Genomic DNA, 22108 nt, shown 5'->3' on the forward strand with positions numbered 1-22108 from the left:
CAAAAGTAATTTTGTGTGATAATTTGCGAATGTTTCTATCTTTGTTTTTTAACAAAATTTTATAATGAAAAGAATACAAGTTGGTTTTTTGGTCTCATATGATTACGAATTGCTTAAAAATGCTATACCTCAGGTGTATAAGGAGTCCGATTCAATTTTTTTAGCAATTGATAAGGATAGAAAGACTTGGAAAGGGGAGTCTTTTACGGTTGAAGACAGTTTTTTTCAGTGGATTAAATCAGTTGATGTTGATTCAAAAATTCAAATTGTGGAAGATAATTTCTATCGTCCGGAATTAACAAGTATGGAATGCGAAGTTCGCGAGCGTAAAATTCTTGCAGAAAAAATGGGAATTGGAAATTGGCTGATCCAATTGGATGCCGATGAATATTTTTTGGATTTTAAAGAGTTTGTCTCTTTTCTGAGGTCTAAAAACCATTATTTGGATAACCCTAAAAAACAGCAGGTTCAGATTTCTCCTTTTTTAATTAATATGTATAAATGGGTTGAGAATGGGGTGCTGTATGTTGAGAAACCAACAAAAATTATGGTCGCCACCAATTATCCAAGTTATAGAGTCGGACGTCAAACCCGTAAAAGAATTATTTATTACAAAGGTGCCGTGCTTCATGAATGCCTTTCCAGAACAAAAGAAGAACTGCAAATGAAGTTCAATAACTGGGGACACGATACCGATATCAATAAAAACGAGTTTCTCAAAAAATGGGAAGCTGTAAATGAGAGTAATTATAAAGAGATGCGCAATTTCTTCTATATGGAGCCTGAAAAATGGAAAAAACTGGCTTTCGTAAAAGGAACCACATTTAAAGAAATTGAGCAAAATTTAGATTTCCTAGATGTACTTCCAACATTTTCGTACATCTCAAAGAAAAACTTCGGACAATGGTTCAAACATTTATTTAAGTAATTCTATTTTAGAATATCCTTATAAATTTTCAAATAATCAGCAGCAGCAACTTTCCAATCGAAACTTGCTGCTCTTTTTTTCATCTCTGTTTCGATTAGGTTTTTGTTATTTTCAAAATGATCCAGTCCGTTTAGTAATACCTCTTTCATGTATTCGGGATCAAAATCGGACCAATAATTAGCCATTTCGCCACCAATTTCAGGTAAAGAAGTTTTATCAGATAAAAAGACCGGTTTGCCAAAACTCATTGCTTCAATAGGAGGTAAACCAAATCCTTCTCGTATAGACGGGAAAAGAAAAGCGGTACAGTTTTTCATGTAAAATTGTTTTCCCTCATTACTGATCTTACCTGTTAAAAAAACCTGGTTCTGAAGCCCGTTTTCTTGTATAAGATCCTTAATTACCTGCCCGTATTTCCTGTCATTATTTCCGGAAATAATCAAATTGAAATCTTTCATTAACCTCATCATGTTGATAATAGAGGTGTAGTTTTTTCTTTCGATAAAATCTCCGATAGTATAAAAGAAAGGTTTGTTTACAGGAACGGTACTTACAAAACCCGAAGTATCTAATAAGGTAGAAATTGGATTTCCGTTGTATATAATATGTTCCGGAACATTTGGGACATCAAAATAATCATGAGTTTGCTTTTTTGCAAATTCAGAAATATAAGTAATAGCGGTCGCTTTATTTAGTTTCTCCGTAAAAAGTCGGTTTCTTTTATGATTCATGTCAGAAGAAACTTCTTCGTGAAAATTGACATCATGAATCGTTAAAAGATATTTAGAATACGATCTGGGTTCTAATTTAGAGTTTTGATTTACAGAATGCCATAAATCAAATTTATGTAGCGGTCTGAAGGTTTTATACCTGTGAAACGACCTGTATTTATGGTATTTGAATGAATCGCCAAATTCGTCTTTTAGTAATTTAGGTTGTCCTGCGTTGAGATGCAGTTCTAAATCCTCAAAATTAAGATGTTGCAGACCTTTAATTAGTTCATAATTAAAAGTGCCTAAGCCAGTAGCCCTGTTGTTGATATTATGGGTCTCTAAGAAAACACTTTTTTTGCTGGACATTTAATTCTTTTTTTTACGAAAATACAATAATAATTTGAAGTCTAAAATTCTATGCGTATTTTTGTTTGTTCGTAAAACACAACTGAATGAATTTCAAGATAAATCCGATTTTTAAAAATAGTACCGAGTCAATACTTAAAAATATTGAAACATTTAATACTTCAGGAACTCTTTTTGGTAATGGAGATCGAAATAAAATAAAGCTTTTTAGTTTAAATGAGGAGACCATTAATATCAAGTCATTTAAAATCCCCAATATTGTTAATAAAATCGCCTATAAATACTTTAGGAAATCCAAAGCCAAACGCTCTTTTGAATTTGCTACTATCTTATTAGAAAAAGGGATTGGAACTCCTACGCCCCTTGCATTTCTTGAAAATTTTAGCTGGGTTGGATTAAGGGACAGCTATTATGTAAGCCAGCATTTGGTAACGGAATTGACTTATAGAGAACTGGTAGAAATCGCGAATTATCCGGATTATGAGAACATTCTAAGACAGTTCACTAAATTTACTTTTGAGTTGCATGAAAAAGGAGTAGAGTTCTTAGATCATTCACCCGGAAACACTTTAATCAAGAAAAAGGAAGCTAATCAATATGATTTTTTTCTGGTCGACTTAAATCGAATGAATTTTCATGAAAATATGAGTTTTGAACAACGCATGAATAATTTCAGACGTTTAACTCCAAAGAAAGAAATGATTGCGGTGATGAGTAATGAATATTCGAAGTTCTATACCGCTAAATCTGAACTGGAGATTTTTGAGCAGATGTGGCAAGATACAACGCAGTTTCAGGAAGAGTTTGCAAAAAAGAAAAGACTTAAAAAGAAACTTAAATTCTGGAAGTCTTAAGACGTCATTCGGATTTTTTTAAGTTCCTGAAAACGTATGGCCACACTCATGGCATTAAGATAACAAATTATAATTCCTTTTTTACCGTCTAAAAAACCAAAGCGAAGCAAGTATTGATTCAGGAACTGGTAAAGCGGACGGATATAAAAATGAAAAAAGTTTGGATTGGTTTTCTTTAGCAGTTCTTCCTGCGCCTTTAACTTCCCGTAAAAAATCATTTTTTGCTTGTAATCCTCATAATTGGAATACGAATGATGAATCAGTTTGTGTTTTAATTTGCCGGTTTTTCCGTTTACAATTAATTTCTCGTGAACAATCTTTTCGATGTTATAAATGGCGTTTTCTTTTTTGAAAAGACGAATGATTTTATCTGTTTGCCAGCCACTAAAACGTAATTTTTTGTTTTCGAAAATGAAATTGCGATACATAAAATAAGCAGGATAACTGTCGGCTTCATTAATTATAGCGTTGATTTCCTGCTGCAATTTCGGAGTTATTCTTTCATCTGCATCAATAAAAAGAATCCATTGATTGGAAGCAAGGCTTAGTGCATAATTTCGTTGCAAAGCAAAGTTGTCAAACACATGTTGAAAAACTTTTACATTTTTAAAGCTTGAGGCAATTGCTACTGTTTGATCCGTGCTAAAAGAATCAACAACGATTATTTCATCTGCAAAAGACAGATTGAGAAGCGCTTCTTTTATATTTGACTCCTCATTATAAGTGATAAGCAAGGCCGATAAAAGTTGTTTTTCAGGCAATATCATTTTGTTACTTGCTTATGTTTTGATTTAGAAACAATTTGATTGTATCGCTAAAAAAATCAGGTCTGAACTCCTCATATAAAAATAAGGCTTCTTTTTTGAGCATTTTTTCCGTTTTGTCCACAAACAAGTCCGGTCGGAAATCTTTAAGATGCACTGAGAGATGATGGATTCCATCTTCAAAAGTGGCCCATATTTTTTTCTCAATCCAAGGAGAGAAAATAATAAAAGAGGGTTTTTCTAAGGCTTTTGCCATATTGATTGCACCCCCGTCGTTTCCGATAATTAAATCACATTGATTCATAATGGCAATAAAGGATCTTAAATCATCGCCTAGTAAATCAAAATAAATTTTCTCCTGAGTGGAGGGTTTGCAGGCATTAAATACGGTTTTGGCGCTTTCAAGTTGCTTTGGAAAATAATTAAAAAGAATATTTACATCCTCCTGATCCGCAATATAATCGACAACTTCGGCCATGAAGGCTAAAGGGTATGTTTTTAGTTTTTCACTTCCTAAAAGACTGATCATAATTGTTTTTCGGTCTTTTTGAACTTTATGTTTCTCAAAAAGCGCAATGGCATCTTGGTTTTCCTTGTCCGAAACAAATAATTTCGGAATAGGATCTGTCTTTATTTGTAAATCCAGAGGTTCCAGTAAAGAAAGACGTCTTTCAATCGCCAGACCCAGATTGGTTTTCGGATAAGATTCAAACGGAATATTGTCTGTGTAAAGAAAGTTTCTACCCGGTTTTTTGTACGAGATTTTTCGTTTGGCATTGCTTAAGAGAACCAACACCCAGCTTTCTAATTTGGAGTAGGCGTCAATTAATACATCATATTTTTCATTTCTGATCTGTAAACCAAGTTGAAGTAATTCTTTTTTGCTTTTTCGATGTTTTTCTTCAAACAGGATAATATTATCAATACTTGAATTGCCTTCGAGAACAGGAGTTGTTGAGCTGTAAACCAAATAATCAATCTGGGCGTCAGGATAAGCAATACGCAGATTGTTGCAAATGATACTGCTAACCAAAACATCACCAATCATTTTTTGCTGAATTACAAGTATCTTCATATAGAAAAATAGAATTTTTTTTGAGAATACAAATTGAAGCAAAAAATTCCAAATTCCAATTATTTTATTGATTGGAATTTGGAATTTTATTTGTCTTTCGAAAAGTAATTTTCTTTTTAAATTACCAATTGATTATTTGTTACTCTTTCGTTAAAGGATTGAATATAGGTTTTTAAGAATTTTTCTGCTTTTTGGGCTCGGACTTTATCAATTTTCATTAAATTATTGTTCAATAAAACATCCTTTTTCCAATTATACAATCCAATTACCTTGTTGTCTGAAAATGAAACATAGTAATCGTCCTGAATATAATGATAAGTTCCCTGAAGATAGTACACAACAAAATTTTCTTTTGATTTGTAGCTTTTTCCAAAACTCACCATATCGGTTTTGATATGCAGATAATCCAAAATACTAGGCATAATATCAATTTGTTGGAAATTTTTCTCGCTGACACCTGTTAATGCCGGATTTGAAGGATCAAAAAATAAGATTGGAATTCTGAATTTGCCAATGTTAGTTTGATCTGTTTCCCGATCTCCACCAGATGAAGTGTGATCTGATGAGATAACAAACAATGTATTTTTGTACCATTTCTGTTTTTTTGCAGTATCAAAAAATTTACGAAGAGAATGATCCGCGTACGCTATACTTTCGTGTATGTCAGTTGTTCCTTTAGGGAATTTATTCTGATATCTTTCCGGTATAATGTAAGGGATATGCGAAGAAATAGTAAATATGGAGCTGAAAAACGGCTTTTTAAATGTGCCTAGTTTCGTAGCGTAAAATTGCAGGAATTCTTCGTCAAATATGCCCCATTTTCCATCAAAAGCATCCTTTCCTTGGTATTGATCTTTTCCGTAATATTCATCAAAACCTGCTGCTTTTGCGTATTTGTCAAAGTTTTGGCTGCCATTAAAAGCACCATGAAAAAAAGAAGTAGTGTATCCTTGTTCCTTAAATATCAGGGGTAGACTATGTACTTTGTTTAAAGCATAACTGGACGATATATAAGAATCGTTCATTAAACTCGGGATGCTTGATATGATCGAAGGAACAGCGTCAATTGATACTTTTCCGTTTGCAAATCCATTTTTGAAATAGTATGATTTTGTAATAAGGGAGTCTAAAAATGGCGTTTGACCTCTTCCGACATTTTCATTTCCAAAACTTTCTAAAATTATAATGACAACATTCTTTCGTAGCGGTGCCTGATTTGATTTTATGGAAATGATTGGATTGTAAGTCTTAGACAATTCCTTACTGTCGTAGTAGTGTGTAAAAGTATTGCCCTCTTTTTTGAATAAAGTTTTTAAAATAGAAAAAGGAGTATTTAACACTAATCCTGCATTGTTGACTTCACCATATTCAATAGCATCTACAATTCGGAGTGGTTTTTTTCGAAACCCACCACGGCCAATAATTAAAATGACAAGCAGCAATGCAATTCCGTAAGAGCATTTTTTTAAATAGTTCTTTTTGGTTAAATTGTTGATAACAATTTTGTCTTTTGGATTTGGCATCAACATCCAAAGTACAATGCTGGTCAATAAAAAAGAAACACCAACATACCAATATTCTTTTAAATAGGAAGGAATTAATCGGATAATATCATTTTCCATACCTGTAGCAGTAATCAGTCCAAAAGTACTCCTTCTACCCGTAAAGCGGTAATAGATAATATCAATAAAGTTGGTAGAAATAAGCAGAAGATTAACTGCGAAAAAAGTAATTTTTAATGTTGTTTGGTATAACGGCCTGTATTTAAAATTACCCGGAATTATATGTAGAATAAGGAAAATACAGTTTATGTAGGCTATAACAGCTAAGTCAAAAAGCAGTCCTCCGATAAAAATTTTAAAAGTAAATTGTTCAAACAGTTCTATATTCATAATGAAAAATAGAAATCTGCTAAGTTGGTAGGTCAGTAATATTAAAGTAAATCTTTTTAAAAATAAAATTACGTTTTGATTAATATTGTTCATTTAAAAATTTTAGGTTTTTTTTAAAAATGGGATTTTAATTTTTGCGCAAAAGTATAAACCCAATTTTAAAAAAAACCTAAAAAAATTAATATTTTGTTAACATTAATTTAAACAGCTACATCGTATTCGCGAAGTGCATTGTTTAATGAAGTTTTCAAATCTGTAGAAGGTTTGCGTGTACCAATGATTAGGGCACAAGGAACCTGAAATTCTCCAGCAGCGAACTTTTTAGTATAACTTCCCGGAATTACAACGGAACGAGCCGGAACATAACCTTTTCTTTCAACTGGTTCGTCACCCGTAACATCTATAATTTTTGTTGATGCAGTAAGACAAACATTAGCACCAAGAACGGCTTCTTTACCAACATGTACACCTTCTACTACAATACAACGAGAACCGATAAAAGCACCATCTTCAATAATTACCGGAGCAGCTTGTAAAGGCTCTAAAACACCACCAATACCAACACCACCACTCAAGTGAACATTTTTACCGATTTGTGCACAACTACCAACAGTCGCCCAGGTATCAACCATAGTTCCTTCGTCAACATAAGCTCCGATATTTACATAACTTGGCATTAAAATAACACCGCTTGAGATGTAAGCTCCGTAACGTGCAACTGCATTTGGTACTACACGAATTCCTTTTTCAGCATAACCTCTTTTTAGTAACATTTTGTCGTGGTATTCGAAGATACCCGCTTCTAATGTTTCCATTTTTTGAATTGGGAAATACATTACTACTGCTTTTTTTACCCATTCGTTTACCTGCCATCCTTCACCAACCGGCTCAGCAACACGTAATTTTCCTGTATCTAATAATTCTATAACCTCTCTAATGGCATCAGTTGTAGTAGTTTCTTGTAGTAAAGCTCTGTTTTCCCAAGCTTGTTCGATTATCGTTTGTAAAGAATTCATAAGTTTTAATTTTTGGCAAAGATAGCGTATTTGGCCAAAAGCAAAAAGGTAAAAGCAGTTGAAAGTGTTATAAATATAACATTTTGTGTTTAATTTGATAAACAAAATTGCGTACTAAAAATTATAGTAAATGAAAGAAGACTATTTTTTTTCGTTGTTATAACAGAATAACCTTTGCAATTTATTTCTAAATTAATTTAAGAATAATAACGGAATCTGTCTCGATGCTAATTTTTTAAATTTAGGTGTACTTTTTTAATTGAACTTGAAAAAATAAGTGCTGACTTAAAGAAGCTTTATTATTTAGTTGGATTTGTACCGTAATTCTTGACGCAAATTTGGTTTTGAGCAAATCAATGGCAGGTAACGATTTATAATCGTGTCTTTTTCTTGTTAAACTTTTGAGCGTCAATTTGTATCTTGCAACAGATTTAATATGGAAAGAATGAAAGGGAAAATACAAATAGGTTATTTAGTTTCATATGATTACGAATTATTAAAAAAATCAATACCAATTATCTATCAGGATGCGGATACTATCTTTTTTGCAATTGATAAAAAAAGACTTACATGGAAGGGAGATTCTTTTTTTATAGAAGAATCATTTTTTCAATGGATTGATAATTTTGATATCGAAAATAAGATTGTCATTTATGAAGAGGATTTTTACGTTCCGACCTTAACAACGATGGAGTGCGAAATTAGGGAAAGAAAAATGCTTTCGGAGAAGATGGGTATAGGAAACTGGTTAATTCAAATTGATAGTGACGAGTATTTTGTTAATTTCAAACAGTTTGTTTACGATTTAAGAGAATACGATTCTTATCTTGAAAATCCGGAGAAAAAACCGGTTCAGATTTGTGCTTTTTTGATCATGCTTTATAAATACACAGATAATGGAATTCTATATGTAGATAAACCTCAGAAAGCAATTTTTGCTACAAATTACCCCGAGTATATGTTTGGACGCAGAACCTACGGGCGTCAAATTTATACTAACAATATAGTCTTGCATGAGTCTTTATCCAGAACAGAAGAAGATTTACGTTTTAAACTTAAAAATTGGGGACATAATGCAGAAGTTGACAATGGGTTCCTGGTAAAATGGCTGAAGGTTAATGAAAATAATTATAAGGAATACAGAGACTTTCATTATTCAAAACCTAAAAGATGCAAGAAATTAGCTTTTTTTCCTACAAAAACAATAAGCGAAATAAAAGACATTATTCGAGAAGAAAATAGACTTAACAGGTCTGCTTCATTGCTTTGGTTTAAAAATTTTGAACAGAGAATTAAATTTTTAAGTAAAAAGTACTTTTTTGGCATCGACAATAAGAGTGTTTCTGACTAATGAGGGAATAAATCGAAAAAGAAAAATACACTCTGTTATTGGAGATCTTATAAGGATTCTAAAAAAAAAGAACTAGTAAATTTTCTGATTACAGATAAAATTATTCCAGTTTATTGCGTAATAACCAAAGGAATAAATAACGTTTTAGAATGGCAAACGAGTTTATGTAAGCAAGAATATAACCTTCCTTTCCATCTAAAAAACCAAGTTTTGCGAAATATTGATTCATAAAATTAAAAAAAGGCTTTAAAAGAAAATGATACATATTGGGTTTGATGTTTTTCATATGTAAAAGTATTGCTTCCTCTTTGCTTTTTAAACTTAATCGCAAGTTGTATTCGTCGAAATCTTTATAAGTGTATGAATCGATTCTGTTTTTTAATATTTCAGATTTTCTAAAGAAAGCAATTATAGAAGGTTTATTCCTGTTATTAGATAAAGAGATTTCTACTTTTTTTCTAAAAAGGAAGACCCTTTTTCGGTATATAAATTCGCCATAATTTATTTTCTTTTTAAAAAAATGAAACGTCTGTTTGATGTAGTAAATTCTATTTGCTTGCGGATTAGAAATTTTGAGTAAAATTTCATTTTTAAGTTCAGTAGAAATATATTCTTTTAGATCTAATAGCAGTATCCAGTCGTTTTGTACTTGGTTAATTAATAGATTTTGTTGTTGGGTTTTATTTGTGATAGTTTGTTGTACAAGAGTTGCCCCACATTTTTCGACAAGTGGTAGGATAGCATTGTTACGTTTATTAGTGTTTATTAGAATGATTTCATGAGCAAATGAAACGTTGTCTATAAGTTTTTTAATATCGTTTACTTCGTTAGTGCAAAAGGCAATAACACTGATTTTGGGAGTTGGTATACTGGATAACATAGAATATTTTTGTATGAAAATACGTATTTTTTAATAATTTTTAAAAATAAAATTAAAAATGTCTAAACTTCCCATTTTAATGTATCATAACATCTGTCAGTGTGAAAATGAAAGCAATAAACTGACTATTTCAGCACGAAATTTAGAAGAGCAACTTCGATTTTTAAAAGACAATAACTACAGAACATTTCATTTTGGTGAATTGGAAAAGATGCAGGTTATTCCCCGGAAAAGTATTGTTCTTACTTTTGACGACGTTACAGAGAATCAACTGATTTATGCAGTTCCGTTATTGGAGAAGTTCAATTTAAAGGCCAGTTTCTTTATTCCTTTTTCTTATATTGGTAAAATAGACTTATGGAATGAAAACTCAAAGTTCCCTGGAGAGAAAATAATGACTATGGATCAATTGAAATGTCTTAATAGTGATAAAATAGAATTAGGTTATCATTCGTTTGGACATAAAAAATACAGTTCATTATCTGCTTTGGAAATAGAAAATGATTTTTTAAAATGTGAAGAAGTGATGACAAAGAACAATTTGAAAGTTTTCCCGGTCTTAGCGTATCCTTACGGTAATTATCCGAGGGAAAACAAGGAAAAAGCAGAATTTAAGAGCGTAATCGTTGAAAATAAAATGAAATTTGGTTTAAAAATTGGTAATCGCCCCAACTATTTTCCTTTTAAGGATCAATATGAGATAAAACGAATTAGTATTGAAGGGCACGATAGTTTAATGATCTTTAGATTAAAAATAAGATGGGGTAAATTAAGACTATTTTGAGTCTTTTTCAATGAGCATCATTTTAGCATATCTGGAGAAAACCCCGTATGCATCTATTGCTGCAGCAGCAAGACCCGGAACGCCATCAAGATATACTCTTTTGATAATATAGGTGTGGAAAAAACGATAAAAGGGCTTGAAAATCAACAAAAACAAAGTTACTTTTTGTGCTTTAGAAATGCACATTTTTGCTTGAAACCAAGCATATTTATCTTTTTTACTTATAAAATGTAAAAGCCCTCTGTAGGTATAGTGTATCATATGATTTCGTAATACACCAGGTTTTGACTTAAGAACTAATCTTTCGTGTACTTCATTTTTAAATAGTAGATCGTCATTTTTCATCAAACGAACAGTTTTATCTGTATAATGAAATAAAAATCGATTCATGAAAAAATGAGGAAACCAGATTTTATAAGTACTAAATTTATTTGACTCGATGCTTTTTAATATTTCTCTTTTAAGTTTTTCAGATACTCTCTCATCAGCGTCTAAAAATAGAATCCAATCTCCCGTGGCATAGGGTATGGCATAATTTCTTTGATTACAATAATTATCGAATTCTCTGAAAATTAAATTGCTTCCTAAGCCCGAAGCAATTTCTGGAGTTCTGTCATTACTGTATGAATCTAAAACAATGATTTCATCTGCAAAGGAAACCGATTTTATTGCTTCACTAATGTAAAACTCTTCATTGTGAGTAAGAATGATAACGGATAGTTTTTTTGTGTTTCTCAATTGCATAATTTAATTATTCTAATAAGTAATGTGTAATATTGTGTTTTTCAGGAAGAAACGCTCTATCACAATTATTTGAAGTTTTTTTTTGAATATGTAGTACTAAATTTCAATGAAAGAAGTGAAATTTGATTGATTTAAAGAGTCAATTTATTGTCAATGACCCTTTCGTTAAAAGATTGAATATATGCTTTCAGAAATTTTGTAGCTTTTTTGGTTCTGGTCTTGTCTGATTGCATCAAATTTGTTTTTAATAAAACATCTTTTTTCCAGTTGTATAAGCCAATTATTTGATTATTAGCGAAATTTATATAATAATCGCCTTGTATATAATGATAAGTTCCTTGAAGATAATTGATTACAAAGTCGTCTTTAGATCTGTAGCTTTTTCCAAAACTAATTAGATCAGTTTTTATATTTAAGTAATCGAGGATACTAGGCATGATATCAATTTGTTGAAAGTTCTTTTTAGTAACGCCAACTAATTCGGGGTTGGAAGGATCAAAAAATAGTATTGGAATTCGGTATATTCCAATATTTGTTTTGTCTGTCTTTTTATCTCCGCCGGAAGTATGATCCGATGAAAGAACAAACAAGGTGTTTTTATACCATTTTTCTTTTTTAACAGTGTTGAAAAATTTTCGTAAAGAGTAATCAGTATAAGCTATACTTTCTTGTATTTCAGTAGTTCCTTTTGGAAATTTTCCTTGATATTTTTTTGGAATTGTATACGGGAAATGAGAAGAAATTGTAAATAAAGAACTAAAAAATGGCTTTTTAAAAGTGTTCAATTTATGAGCGTAAAATTGTAAAAATTCTTCGTCAAAAATCCCCCACTTTCCATCAAAGGCATCATGTCCTGTATATTGGTCTTTTCCATAATATTGATCAAAACCGGATATTAGTGCATACTGATTAAAGTTTTGACTACCATTAAAAGCACCATGAAAAAAAGAGGTATTGTATCCTTCTTTTTTAAGAATTTGCGGAAGACTATTTGTTTTATTTAATGAATAACTGGATAATATGAATGCATTATTCATTAGACTTGGTAAACTCGAAATTATGGAGGGAACCGCATCTATAGAAACTCTCCCGTTTGCAAAACCATTTTTGAAATAATAAGATTTTGTGATGAGTGAGTCTAAAAAAGGAGTTTGTCCTCGTCCGATATTTTCATTCCCAAAACTTTCCAAAATTAAAATTACTACATTTTTCTTTATAGTAGGTTGGTTAGGCTTTAGTGAAATTATCGGGTTGTAAATTGAAATTAATTCTTTTTCACTGAAGTAATTAACTTTGTCAATATCCTCTTTTTTAAAGAGAGTTGTAAGAATGGAGAAAGGGGTATTTAAGACTAAGCCTGTATTGTTAAGTGTGCTGTATCTAATTGCATCTACGACCTTAATTGGTTTTTTTTGGAATCCTCCGCGTCCTATAATTACAATTACAAGTAGTGAAATAATAAAACAGGCATATTCTTTAAAACGGTCTTTCTTTGTTGAATGTTCTGGATTTGTATTGTTTTTAAAATTCGATAGTAAGAACCAGAATAAAATACTAATAATAAGAAAAAAGAGCGTAACGTACCAAAACTGTTTTAAAAAAGAAGGGATTAGTCCTAATGTTTCATTTTCCATTCCTTTTGCAGTGATCATGGCAAGAGTGCTTCTTTTTCCTGTAAATCTGTAATAGATAATATCAATAAAATTGGTAGCGATAAAAAGAAGGTTTACAAGATAAAACGAGACCTTTAAAATATGCTGATAAGCCGTATTATATTTTAAGTTACCGGGAAGTAAATGACCAACTATAAAAATACTGTTTATGTATACGATAGCCGACATATCAAAAGACAGTCCTCCCAAAAAAGTTTGAAAAGTAAATTCGGTAAACAATTCAATATTAAATAAGTAAAAAAGAACTCTGGTGAATTGATAGAGTAATAAAACGATAAGAACTCTTTTTAAAAGCAAAGAAATGCTTTGTTTGTAACGGCTCATTTATTTGTAGGTTTTTGTATTAGAAGCAGCTTCAAAATTAACCTGACAAAGTGGTAATCCTCTTAAAAATTGATATGCTTTGATGTTTAGTTTATATTCGTAAAACAGATTATTTGGGAAGGCTTTTAAGTCTGTAGAGAATTTACGAAAACAAAAAAATGATTTGTAAATCAAAGTATAAAATGATGCTTTTCCTGGTTTTTTAGTACAACTTTCTTATATCTAAAAATTAAAACAATGGTCTGTAAACGTTTTTTTACTGTTATAATATGATAAAAGTCAGATTTTGTGTTTTTACTTCTTGTTAGTTTTGTACCCTAATTCGGACAATATAAAGTAAGAATTGTCAGTACCAATCCAAAACAAATTAATCTACTAAGATATGAATAGCGAAAATCAGCTCCAAAACCGAACCATAATAGATAAAGAAGTCTCGTGGGACAAAACTCAGGTGATTATGAGTAAAACCAATGCATTTGGTATCATCGAATATGCAAATGAAACTTTTATAGACGTTTGCGGATATGAAGATTACGAGCTTATGGGGCAGCCACATAATATCGTCAGGCATCCCGATATGCCCAAAGTAATTTTTAAAGTTTTGTGGGAAAATCTTAAAGTAGGTAAAAACTTTCATGCCGTTGTAAAAAATCTGGCCAAGTCAGGAAGATATTACTGGGTTATTACTGATTTTGAAATTGCGAAAGATGAAAATGGCGTTATTGTAAATTATTTTGGAAGAAGACAAGCCATTCCTCAAGAAGTCATTGCCCTGCATATTGAACCCTTGTACAAAAAATTACTGCAAATAGAAAACGCGAGCGGAGTGGAGTTCAGCGAAAAATACCTGATCGGATTTTTAGAAGAGAAAAAGAGATCTTATGTAGAATATATCAAGGAACTGATTTTAGACCACGAAAGAGCACAATCTAAGTCTTTCCACCAGGAGCAAAAGGAAGAGGAGGAAGAGGACGAAAGAGGTTTTTTTAGTCGTTTATTTGGTAGATAACCCCATTTTTTTAGGTTTTAATGTTGGATGAGTTCGCTTTGAGTAATCAAGGCGGACTCTTTTTTTGTAAAATGAAATAATTCTTTTTTCAGGTTTGTAAATTTTCCTTTCTATCTTTGATAAAAATTACTAAAATGCCAAGAATCCTCTCTATAGATTACGGACAAAAACGCACCGGAATTGCCGTTACAGACGAAATGCAGATTATCGCCTCGGGTTTGACAACGATTCCGACGAATACTTTAATAGATTTTCTGAAAGATTATTTCGCTAAAGAAAAAGTAGAAGCGGTCTTGATCGGGGAGCCTAAACAAATGAACGGGCTTCCGTCTGAAAGTGCTTCGATAATTAAAGGATTTGTAACGCATTTTTCAAATATCTTTCCGGATATGAAAGTAGTGCGTGTAGACGAGCGTTTTACTTCAAAAATGGCATTCCAGACGATGATAGATAGCGGATTAAGCAAAAAGCAACGCCAGAATAAAGGGTTGATTGATGAAATTTCGGCTACCATAATGCTTCAGGATTATCTTTCTTCAAAACGATTTTAGCATTTTCTTTTTTGGAATCTTCAAGGATTTTAGAGTTTTAAATTTCCTAACTTTTATCCTATGAAATTAGTTTTTTTTTGCAATTATAAAAAGTACCTTTGCGTTTTAAAATAAATTTGTTATGCCTGACGAAACAATACGTTCAAATAGTGAAGTAGTTCTCATTGGAGCTGGAATTATGAGTGCCACTCTTGGAGTAATTTTGAAAGAGTTACAACCGGATATTAAAATTGAAATATACGAAAGATTAGATGTTGCTGCAGCCGAAAGCTCTGATGCTTGGAATAATGCAGGAACCGGTCACTCGGCCTTTTGTGAATTAAACTACACTCCGGAAAAGGCAGACGGAAGTATTGATCCTAAAAAAGCAATAAGTATAGCGGAATCTTTCGAGGTTTCCCGCCAGTTTTGGGCCTACTTAGTGCAACAAAATAAAGTTCCCTCTCCTGACAATTTTATAAAAAGCGTTCCGCATATGAGTTTTGTATGGGGAGATAAAAACGTTGAATATCTTAAAACACGTTTTGAAGCTTTACAAAGCAATCCAATTTTTGCTCAAATGACTTTTAGTACCGAATTTGAACAATTGAAACAATGGATGCCTCTTGTAATGGAAGGCAGAGAAAATAATGAAAAATTAGCAGCCACCTTTATGCCGATTGGTACCGATGTAAACTTCGGTGCATTGACCAGAAGCATGTTTAATTATCTGGAAAAACTGGATGGTGTGTCGCTGCATTTCAATCACGAGGTTCAAAAAATGAGACAACGTGAAGATAAATCCTGGAGAATTAAAATTACCGATTTAGCTACAGGACAAAAAAGAAAATCTTATACCAAGTTTGTTTTTATCGGAGCTGGTGGAGGTTCATTACCTTTATTAGAAAAAGCCAATGTTCCGGAAGGAAATGGGTACGGCGGTTTCCCGGTAAGCGGGCAATGGTTAAAATGTACCAATCCTGAAGTGATTGCAAAACATCAGGCAAAAGTGTACGGAAAAGCAAGTGTTGGAGCACCTCCAATGTCCGTTCCACATATTGATACCCGTGTCATTGATGGTGAAAAAGCGCTTCTTTTTGGGCCCTTCGCCGGATTCTCTACGCGATTCTTAAAAAACGGATCGTATCTGGACTTGCCTTTGTCTATAAAAGCAAACAACGTAATCCCGATGTTATCAGCGGGATTTCATAATATTCCATTAACCAAATATTTGATCGAACAAGTGCGTCAGTCTCCAAAAGACCGAATGAAAGCACTTCGCGAATATTTACCAACAGCACGTTCTAAGGACTGGACATTAGAAAGAGCCGGACAACGTGTTCAGGTGATTAAAAAAGACGAAAACGGTGGTGGAGTTTTAGAATTTGGAACAGAAGTAATTAATACACACGACGGAACTTTAGCGGTTTTATTAGGCGCTTCTCCGGGAGCTTCTACAGCTGTTTCTATCATGGTGGACTTAATTAGCAGATGTTTTGCAGATCAAAGTAAATCACCTGAATGGGAAGAGAAAATGAAAATCATGATTCCTTCTTACGGTAAAAACCTGAATGAGACACCGGAGCTTTTAGAAGAAATGAGAAAATATACTTCTGAAGTTTTAAAATTGAAAAACTAGAATCAACTACTTACTATTATAAACAACAAATCCAGATGAATTAATCTGGATTTGTTGCTTTTAGCTCTTTCGTAATTTTTAGTATTTTTTCTGCCAGATTGCTCATCCAGATCAATTGCTCGATCACCATCTGAGCCTCCTGCATTTTAGCCTGACGGGTTTCTTTATCAAGTTCATCGTCTGCCGCCAGACGCGTAAAGTTAATGCGTTTTAATTCTTCAAATTGCAGGGTTACATCTTCCTTATCAAAAAAAGTATCGGTTATAATCGTTTCGTTTTTTAAAACCGAAATAGAATGATCAAGATTCAATAATATCGTTTTAATAATATAGTTGAACGATTCCGAAGCAGATGTAGTTTGATGCGATTGGATATAAGTAGACAAAGAAGCCAAAGCCGATAGCAAAGAATGATTCAAAACCACCAGTTTATTGACCAATGGCAGCGTTTTTTGCTTTGATTTAGGTTCTTGCATCATACGTTGAAACGAGGTCGTTAAATTGCCAATTTCAACAAAAGCATGTTTTCTGGCTAATCTGTAGGATGTTGGTGTTTCTCCTTTTTTATTGTAAAAATCAGCAATTTCTTTAAGGTAATTTCGATTGGCGCGAATCGAATTTTCAATGTGTATTGGAGTGTTGATAAACTCCCAGGCCGGCCATAAAAATTGATTGGCAATAAAAGCTAAAATAGCTCCTGCAAGCGAATCTAATATTCTAAACTGGATTACTTCTACAACATTTGGCGTTAGAATTCCGTAAATAAAAACCACATACATGGTTACGAAAGTGGCACTTATTTTATAGTTAATCTGTGTAAATGAGATACCCAGTAACATACAAACAATAGAAAATATACTCAACGCCACATGGTTCTGAATAAGGGATACAATCCCAAATGCCAGAAGTCCGCCTAGTACAGTTCCGAAAATTCGATTATACGAACGCTCTTTTGTTAATCCATAACCCGGACGCATGATGACAACGATGGTTAGTAGAATCCAATAGACATTCTGAAAAGGAAGAAAGTTCCCAACAACAAGACCAATCAGAATCGTAATGGTCAGTCGGAGCGAATGTCTGAAAATAGAAGAAGAAAAACTCATATTTTCAATAAGTGTACGAAGCGGATAATACTGTGGTGTCAGAAATTTTTCCAGTTCCTTGTCTTTGTCTTTCAATTTGTAAGATTGCATGGCAAGCGAAAAAGCCCTTTGTATAATCTTGATTTTTCCAACCTGATTTTTAGCATATTTCAGCATATTGGTCAGCATGAGAACTCCTTCGTTTGCTTCGTCTCTTCCTAAGCTTTTTTCATAGTCAAAAATGGCAAATTCGAGCGCGTCCAATTCATTTTTCAGATCATTTTTGTCCACATAAGCGGCAATATGATGTACATTTTTGGATAGTTTTTTTAAAGTGGAAGCCAGTTTGTACGCCACATTTTGATACGTTCTTAAAACGTCGGGATGTTTGTCAAACTTTTCATGAAGTTTGTCGTAATCAAATGAGGTATATAATGCTAATTCCTGAATTTCAACAAGCGTTATGAAAACAAGTAACATTTTACGATTCTGACTGGTGGCAGCGGAAGTGCTTTGATTTCCAATTAACACTTTCCTTAAATCTTCGTTGATTTGGTTTAGTTCTACCTGAACAGCCAATTGCTTTTGAGTTATTTTCTCGCGATTCGCTTCAGGGCTCCATAAATCTCCTCTTAGTTTTAAATATTTTGCCGTTAGTTTTATGCCTTCAGCAATTTGTAATTCAACATATTTATAAGGTTGTACAAAATGAAAAATAAGCGAGACAATGAGGTATAAAATACCACCAATAAAAATAAAACCGGAATATTCAACCGCATCCCAGCCTTCATGTAAATGGCCAAAAGACAAAGAAATTGAAAGTAATGCAGAAAAGGATACCAAGGTAGCGCGCTGCCCATAAACAGAAATCATACAGCATAAAAACAGTAACAATCCTAAAAACGGATAAAATAATATTGGGAACGGATAAGCAAGATTCACCAGAAGATTTACACCCGAAACGATTAAGGAGGCTACAATAAGACCTTTTATTTTATGCGTTAACGTACTCGGAATATCACTCGGATAGGTATAAAACGCACCTAAGGCAATCGTAAAACCAATTTCAAAATGTCCCAGAAAGTTCAGGATCAGAACAGGAACAACAGAAGCAATAGTTACTTTAGAAGCATTTAGAAAAGAGGTACTATTGGTAAATTTGGAGATACGATTAAACATATAGTATGGTTTACCAGCAAAGGTAAGAATTGTACGAATTCTTTTGGCACAATTATAGCTGAGTTTTTAATAAGCATGCAAAAATGAGATTAATATGTTGTTTAGAATTATTCATTGACTATTTTTTACTATTTTTGCCAGCTGAATTAGGAGAATAAAATTCAGTGTTTTCCAGTAGATAATACAAAAAATAATACAAATGATTTTACCAATTGTAGGATACGGTGATCCAGTTTTAAGAAAAGTGTGTGAGGTAATTACACCGGAGTATCCAAACTTAAAAGAGATATTAGCAAACATGTATGAAACCATGTACAACGCTTATGGTGTTGGACTTGCTGCGCCACAGGTTGGAATAGCAATTCGTTTGTTTGTAATTGATACAACTCCTTTTAGTGACGATGAAGATTACTCAACAGAAGAACAAAATAAATTAAAAGGTTTCAAAAAAACATTTATCAACGCCAGAATCGTGAAAGAAGAAGGCGAGGAGTGGAGTTTTAACGAAGGTTGTTTAAGTATTCCTGATGTTCGTGAAGACGTTTACAGAAAACCAACCGTTACAATCGAGTATTGTGAAGAAGATTTTGTTGTAAAAACAGAGGTTTTTGACGGTTTGATTGCCAGAGTTATTCAGCACGAATACGATCATATTGAAGGAGTGTTGTTTACAGACAAAATATCTTCTTTAAAAAAGCGTTTGATTCAAAAGAAATTAAAAAATATTACAGAAGGCAAGACTTTTCAGGATTATAAAATGAAATTTGTTGCTGCCAAAAAAGGCAGATAATTATTTTTGATAAAAAAAGAGACAATAAAAAATAAACGAAATTCTTAATACAAATTATAATAAACATGAATTTAGAAAAAATATTAGCTGTTTCCGGGAAACCAGGTTTATATGCTTTAAAAGTACAGACTCGTACAGGATTTGTAGCTGAATCATTAACTGATGGAAAAAAAATCACTGTAAGCTTAAAAAGTAATGTAAGTTTATTGTCTGAAATTTCGATTTATACACAAGATGGTGAAAAGCCGTTGACTGAAGTAATGCAACGCATTGCGGTTAAAGAAAACAAAGGTCAGGCGATTTCTCATAAAGAAGATAATGCAACTTTAACAGCTTATTTTAAAGAAGTTTTACCTGATTATGATGAAGAAAGAGTTTACCCATCAGATATTAAAAAAGTATTAAACTGGTACAACACTCTTCAAGGAAAAGGTTTAGTGACAGATTTAGCTCCGGTTCCAACTGAAACTGAAGAAGCTCCTGTTGCTGAGGAAAAACCAAAAAAAGCTGCAGCTCCTAAGAAAGCAAAAGTTAAAAAAGAAGAATAGTAAATTTTACATTCAAATATAATAATCCTGTTAAGATGTTTTCTTGACAGGATTTTTTACTTTTACACCGTTCGGTTATACAATCAAAAAAACGTCAAAAATGAGCAAAGAACTTCAACTTCAGGCTTTCGAAAGATTATTAGTTATTATGGATGAACTTCGTGAGCAATGTCCGTGGGATAAAAAACAGACTTTGCAAACCCTGCGACACCTTACTATTGAAGAAACCTACGAATTAGGAGATGCCATTTTGGACAATGATTTGAATGAAGTTAAAAAAGAACTTGGAGATCTGTTATTACATATTGTTTTTTATGCTAAAATAGGCAGTGAAACCAATGCTTTTGATATGGCTGATGTGTGCAATGAAATTTGTGATAAACTGATTCATCGCCATCCTCATATTTACAGTGACACGGTTGTAAAAGATGAAGAAGAAGTCAAACAAAACTGGGAAAAACTAAAGCTTAAAGAAGGCAAAAAATCAGTTTTAGAAGGCGTTCCGAGAAGTTTACCCGCTTTAGTAAAAGCCAGCAGAATACAGGATAAGGTAAAAGGTGTAGGTTTTGACTGGGAAGAACCGCACCAGGTTTGGGATAAAGTACAGGAAGAATTAGAAGAATTACAAGTAGAAGTAAAAGCAGGCGATCAGGATAAAATAGAAGCCGAATTCGGAGATGTTTTATTCTCTATGATCAATTATGCCCGATTTTTAAATGTAAATCCCGAAGATGCTTTAGAACGCACCAATAAAAAATTCATTAAGCGTTTTCAATATTTAGAAAGCAAAGCAAGTGATATGGGCAAACCTTTAATGGATATGACTTTAGCTGAAATGGATGTGTTTTGGAATGAAGCAAAAAAACAGTAATTAATTCAGGTTGCAGGCTCTCTTATCTCAAAAATGAAACCAGTGATACCTCATTTTTTGAATTGCCTCCTGCTTTAGCTGGAGGAATACGTTAAGATTAAAGGGCTTTAGCCAAAATATACTACACCTCTTTCGGTGAAATTCAACTGTTTGCTGATCAGTTATTTATTTCTTGCTAAAGGACAATATCATTAAGTTAAGGTTGTTATAAAGCCCAAGTAGATTTTAGCGGAATGAAATAAAAAAATCCGCAAAATCTGCAGAATCTGCGTGAAAAAAATAATAATTTAATGAAATTAAGCTAAAGAAGAAGGCTGTTTAAATAGCAACAGATTGAAAAATAATAATTAGCAATTTGAGTCAATTATTCCGCCAATCGTTTTAGGGAATTGATGTCTTTGAGTACAATTTTTTTTCCAACCAATTCGATTAGTCCGAGTTTATTGAAATCGGATAATAAACGAATACAGCTTTCAGTGGCAGTACCAATCATTCCGGCTAATTCTTCACGAGTAAGCTGAACTTTTAAGGTTTTGTCTGTGTTTTCACCAAAAGTAGCCAGTAAGTATAATAAAGTTTCGGCCAGTCTTTGTTTTACGGTTTTTTGTGCCAATGCGATTTTGTCGTTTTCAGATTCTTTTAAATCTTCGCACACCGATTGCATCAGATTCATGGAGAACTGATTGTTATGGTTAAAAAAGTTGATGATTTCTGTTTTTGGAATAAAACAAACTTCCATATCAGCGACAGCTTTTGCACTTAGATTTGCGGGTTCGTTACTGATCATCGAGCGTTGCCCTAAAAGTTCACCTGATTTAACAAGCTTTACAATCTGATCTTTTCCGTTAGCACTTAACTTAGAAAGTTTTCCAATACCGTCTTTTACGCAAAAAACACCATTGGTAATTTCACCTTCTTCAAAAATCGCATCCCCTTTTTTTATGCTTAATGTTGTTTTGCTATTTGCTAATCTAATAACCTCATCTTTATTCAGTGCTTTTAGAGAAGTAAGCTGTCTTACGATGCATTGATCACATTTGTTCATAGCAAAAAAATTTACTGCAAAATTACGATTATTCGTATTCAAAACCCCA

General features: G+C 32.7%; 20 protein-coding genes. 10 read left to right on the forward strand and 10 right to left on the reverse strand.

The window, feature by feature from the left end; translation table 11 throughout:
• Window positions 1-64: 64 nt before the first annotated feature.
• Window positions 65-928 carry a hypothetical protein gene (locus LNP23_RS13150; protein WP_230001554.1) on the forward strand — a complete coding sequence of 288 codons (864 nt, stop codon included), beginning with the start codon at window positions 65-67 and terminating at the stop codon, window positions 926-928.
• A gap of 2 nt (window positions 929-930) precedes the next feature.
• On the opposite strand, the gene LNP23_RS13155 is transcribed toward LNP23_RS13150, so the two are convergent.
• The gene (locus LNP23_RS13155) at window positions 931-2007 is read right to left on the reverse strand and encodes a glycosyltransferase family 4 protein (protein WP_230001555.1); all 1077 of its coding nucleotides are present in this window, start codon (window positions 2005-2007) and stop codon (window positions 931-933) included.
• Between the two features lie 86 nt (window positions 2008-2093).
• Between LNP23_RS13155 and LNP23_RS13160 the strand changes: the two genes are divergently transcribed.
• A complete protein-coding gene (locus LNP23_RS13160; protein WP_230001556.1) occupies window positions 2094-2861 on the forward strand; it encodes a Kdo domain containing protein in 768 nt (255 codons plus the stop codon).
• On the opposite strand, the gene LNP23_RS13165 is transcribed toward LNP23_RS13160, so the two are convergent.
• The 4 genes from LNP23_RS13165 to LNP23_RS13180 form a co-directional block, all read right to left on the reverse strand.
• Window positions 2858-3628, reverse strand: coding sequence for a glycosyltransferase family 2 protein (locus tag LNP23_RS13165; RefSeq protein ID WP_230001557.1), 771 nt, complete (start codon window positions 3626-3628; stop codon window positions 2858-2860). The genes LNP23_RS13160 and LNP23_RS13165 overlap by 4 nt on opposite strands.
• Window positions 3629-3632: 4 nt before the next feature.
• Complete coding sequence (locus LNP23_RS13170; protein WP_230001558.1) at window positions 3633-4700, reverse strand: glycosyltransferase family 9 protein; 1068 nt, start codon at window positions 4698-4700, stop codon at window positions 3633-3635.
• 116 nt (window positions 4701-4816) lie between these two features.
• Window positions 4817-6685 carry an LTA synthase family protein gene (locus LNP23_RS13175; RefSeq protein WP_230001559.1) on the reverse strand — a complete coding sequence of 623 codons (1869 nt, stop codon included), beginning with the start codon at window positions 6683-6685 and terminating at the stop codon, window positions 4817-4819.
• A 107-nt stretch (window positions 6686-6792) separates the two neighbouring features.
• Window positions 6793-7608, reverse strand: coding sequence for a 2,3,4,5-tetrahydropyridine-2,6-dicarboxylate N-succinyltransferase (locus LNP23_RS13180; protein ID WP_047776174.1), 816 nt, complete (start codon window positions 7606-7608; stop codon window positions 6793-6795).
• 445 nt (window positions 7609-8053) lie between these two features.
• On the opposite strand from LNP23_RS13180, the gene LNP23_RS13185 reads away from it, so the two are divergent.
• Window positions 8054-8959 carry a hypothetical protein gene (locus LNP23_RS13185; protein WP_230001560.1) on the forward strand — a complete coding sequence of 302 codons (906 nt, stop codon included), beginning with the start codon at window positions 8054-8056 and terminating at the stop codon, window positions 8957-8959.
• A 100-nt stretch (window positions 8960-9059) separates the two neighbouring features.
• On the opposite strand, the gene LNP23_RS13190 is transcribed toward LNP23_RS13185, so the two are convergent.
• Window positions 9060-9839 (reverse strand): glycosyltransferase family protein, encoded by a 780-nt coding sequence (locus LNP23_RS13190; protein ID WP_230001561.1) that lies wholly within the window; start codon window positions 9837-9839, stop codon window positions 9060-9062.
• Between the two features lie 58 nt (window positions 9840-9897).
• Here LNP23_RS13190 and LNP23_RS13195 point away from each other — a divergent pair, with 58 nt between their 5' ends.
• The gene (locus LNP23_RS13195; RefSeq protein ID WP_230001562.1) at window positions 9898-10623 is read left to right on the forward strand and encodes a polysaccharide deacetylase family protein; all 726 of its coding nucleotides are present in this window, start codon (window positions 9898-9900) and stop codon (window positions 10621-10623) included.
• Here the strand turns inward: LNP23_RS13195 and LNP23_RS13200 are convergent.
• Complete coding sequence (locus tag LNP23_RS13200) at window positions 10615-11361, reverse strand: glycosyltransferase family 2 protein (protein ID WP_230001563.1); 747 nt, start codon at window positions 11359-11361, stop codon at window positions 10615-10617. The genes LNP23_RS13195 and LNP23_RS13200 overlap by 9 nt on opposite strands.
• Before the next feature lie 137 nt (window positions 11362-11498).
• Entirely contained in the window at window positions 11499-13364 is a 1866-nt protein-coding gene (locus LNP23_RS13205) for an LTA synthase family protein (protein WP_230001564.1), read from the reverse strand.
• Window positions 13365-13746: 382 nt separating this feature from the next.
• Between LNP23_RS13205 and LNP23_RS13210 the strand changes: the two genes are divergently transcribed.
• The 3 genes from LNP23_RS13210 to LNP23_RS13220 all read left to right on the forward strand — a co-directional run bounded on the left by LNP23_RS13210 (window position 13747) and on the right by LNP23_RS13220 (window position 16542).
• Window positions 13747-14373 carry a PAS domain-containing protein gene (locus LNP23_RS13210; RefSeq protein ID WP_230001565.1) on the forward strand — a complete coding sequence of 209 codons (627 nt, stop codon included), beginning with the start codon at window positions 13747-13749 and terminating at the stop codon, window positions 14371-14373.
• 134 nt (window positions 14374-14507) lie between these two features.
• Entirely contained in the window at window positions 14508-14924 is a 417-nt protein-coding gene (gene ruvX / locus LNP23_RS13215) for a Holliday junction resolvase RuvX (protein WP_230001566.1), read from the forward strand.
• Window positions 14925-15045: 121 nt separating this feature from the next.
• Window positions 15046-16542: a malate:quinone oxidoreductase gene (locus LNP23_RS13220; RefSeq protein WP_047776162.1), complete on the forward strand. Its 1497-nt coding sequence runs from the start codon at window positions 15046-15048 to the stop codon at window positions 16540-16542.
• A 40-nt stretch (window positions 16543-16582) separates the two neighbouring features.
• Here the strand turns inward: LNP23_RS13220 and LNP23_RS13225 are convergent, their stop codons facing one another.
• Window positions 16583-18805, reverse strand: a complete 2223-nt coding sequence (locus LNP23_RS13225) for an FUSC family protein (RefSeq protein WP_230001567.1) — start codon at window positions 18803-18805, stop codon at window positions 16583-16585.
• Between the two features lie 199 nt (window positions 18806-19004).
• Here LNP23_RS13225 and def point away from each other — a divergent pair, with 199 nt between their 5' ends.
• From def to mazG, 3 genes are all read left to right on the forward strand, one after another.
• Window positions 19005-19595 carry a peptide deformylase gene (def, locus tag LNP23_RS13230; protein WP_047776159.1) on the forward strand — a complete coding sequence of 197 codons (591 nt, stop codon included), beginning with the start codon at window positions 19005-19007 and terminating at the stop codon, window positions 19593-19595.
• 65 nt (window positions 19596-19660) lie between these two features.
• On the forward strand, window positions 19661-20143 hold the full coding sequence (locus tag LNP23_RS13235) for a DUF5606 family protein (protein ID WP_047776158.1): 483 nt from the start codon (window positions 19661-19663) through the stop codon (window positions 20141-20143).
• A gap of 100 nt (window positions 20144-20243) precedes the next feature.
• Complete coding sequence (gene mazG, locus LNP23_RS13240; protein WP_047776314.1) at window positions 20244-21014, forward strand: nucleoside triphosphate pyrophosphohydrolase; 771 nt, start codon at window positions 20244-20246, stop codon at window positions 21012-21014.
• Between the two features lie 364 nt (window positions 21015-21378).
• On the opposite strand, the gene LNP23_RS13245 is transcribed toward mazG, so the two are convergent.
• Window positions 21379-22059, reverse strand: a complete 681-nt coding sequence (locus tag LNP23_RS13245; protein WP_230001568.1) for a Crp/Fnr family transcriptional regulator — start codon at window positions 22057-22059, stop codon at window positions 21379-21381.
• Window positions 22060-22108: the final 49 nt, after the last annotated feature.

The organism is Flavobacterium cupriresistens, assembly GCF_020911925.1.
GTDB lineage: Bacteria > Bacteroidota > Bacteroidia > Flavobacteriales > Flavobacteriaceae > Flavobacterium > Flavobacterium cupriresistens.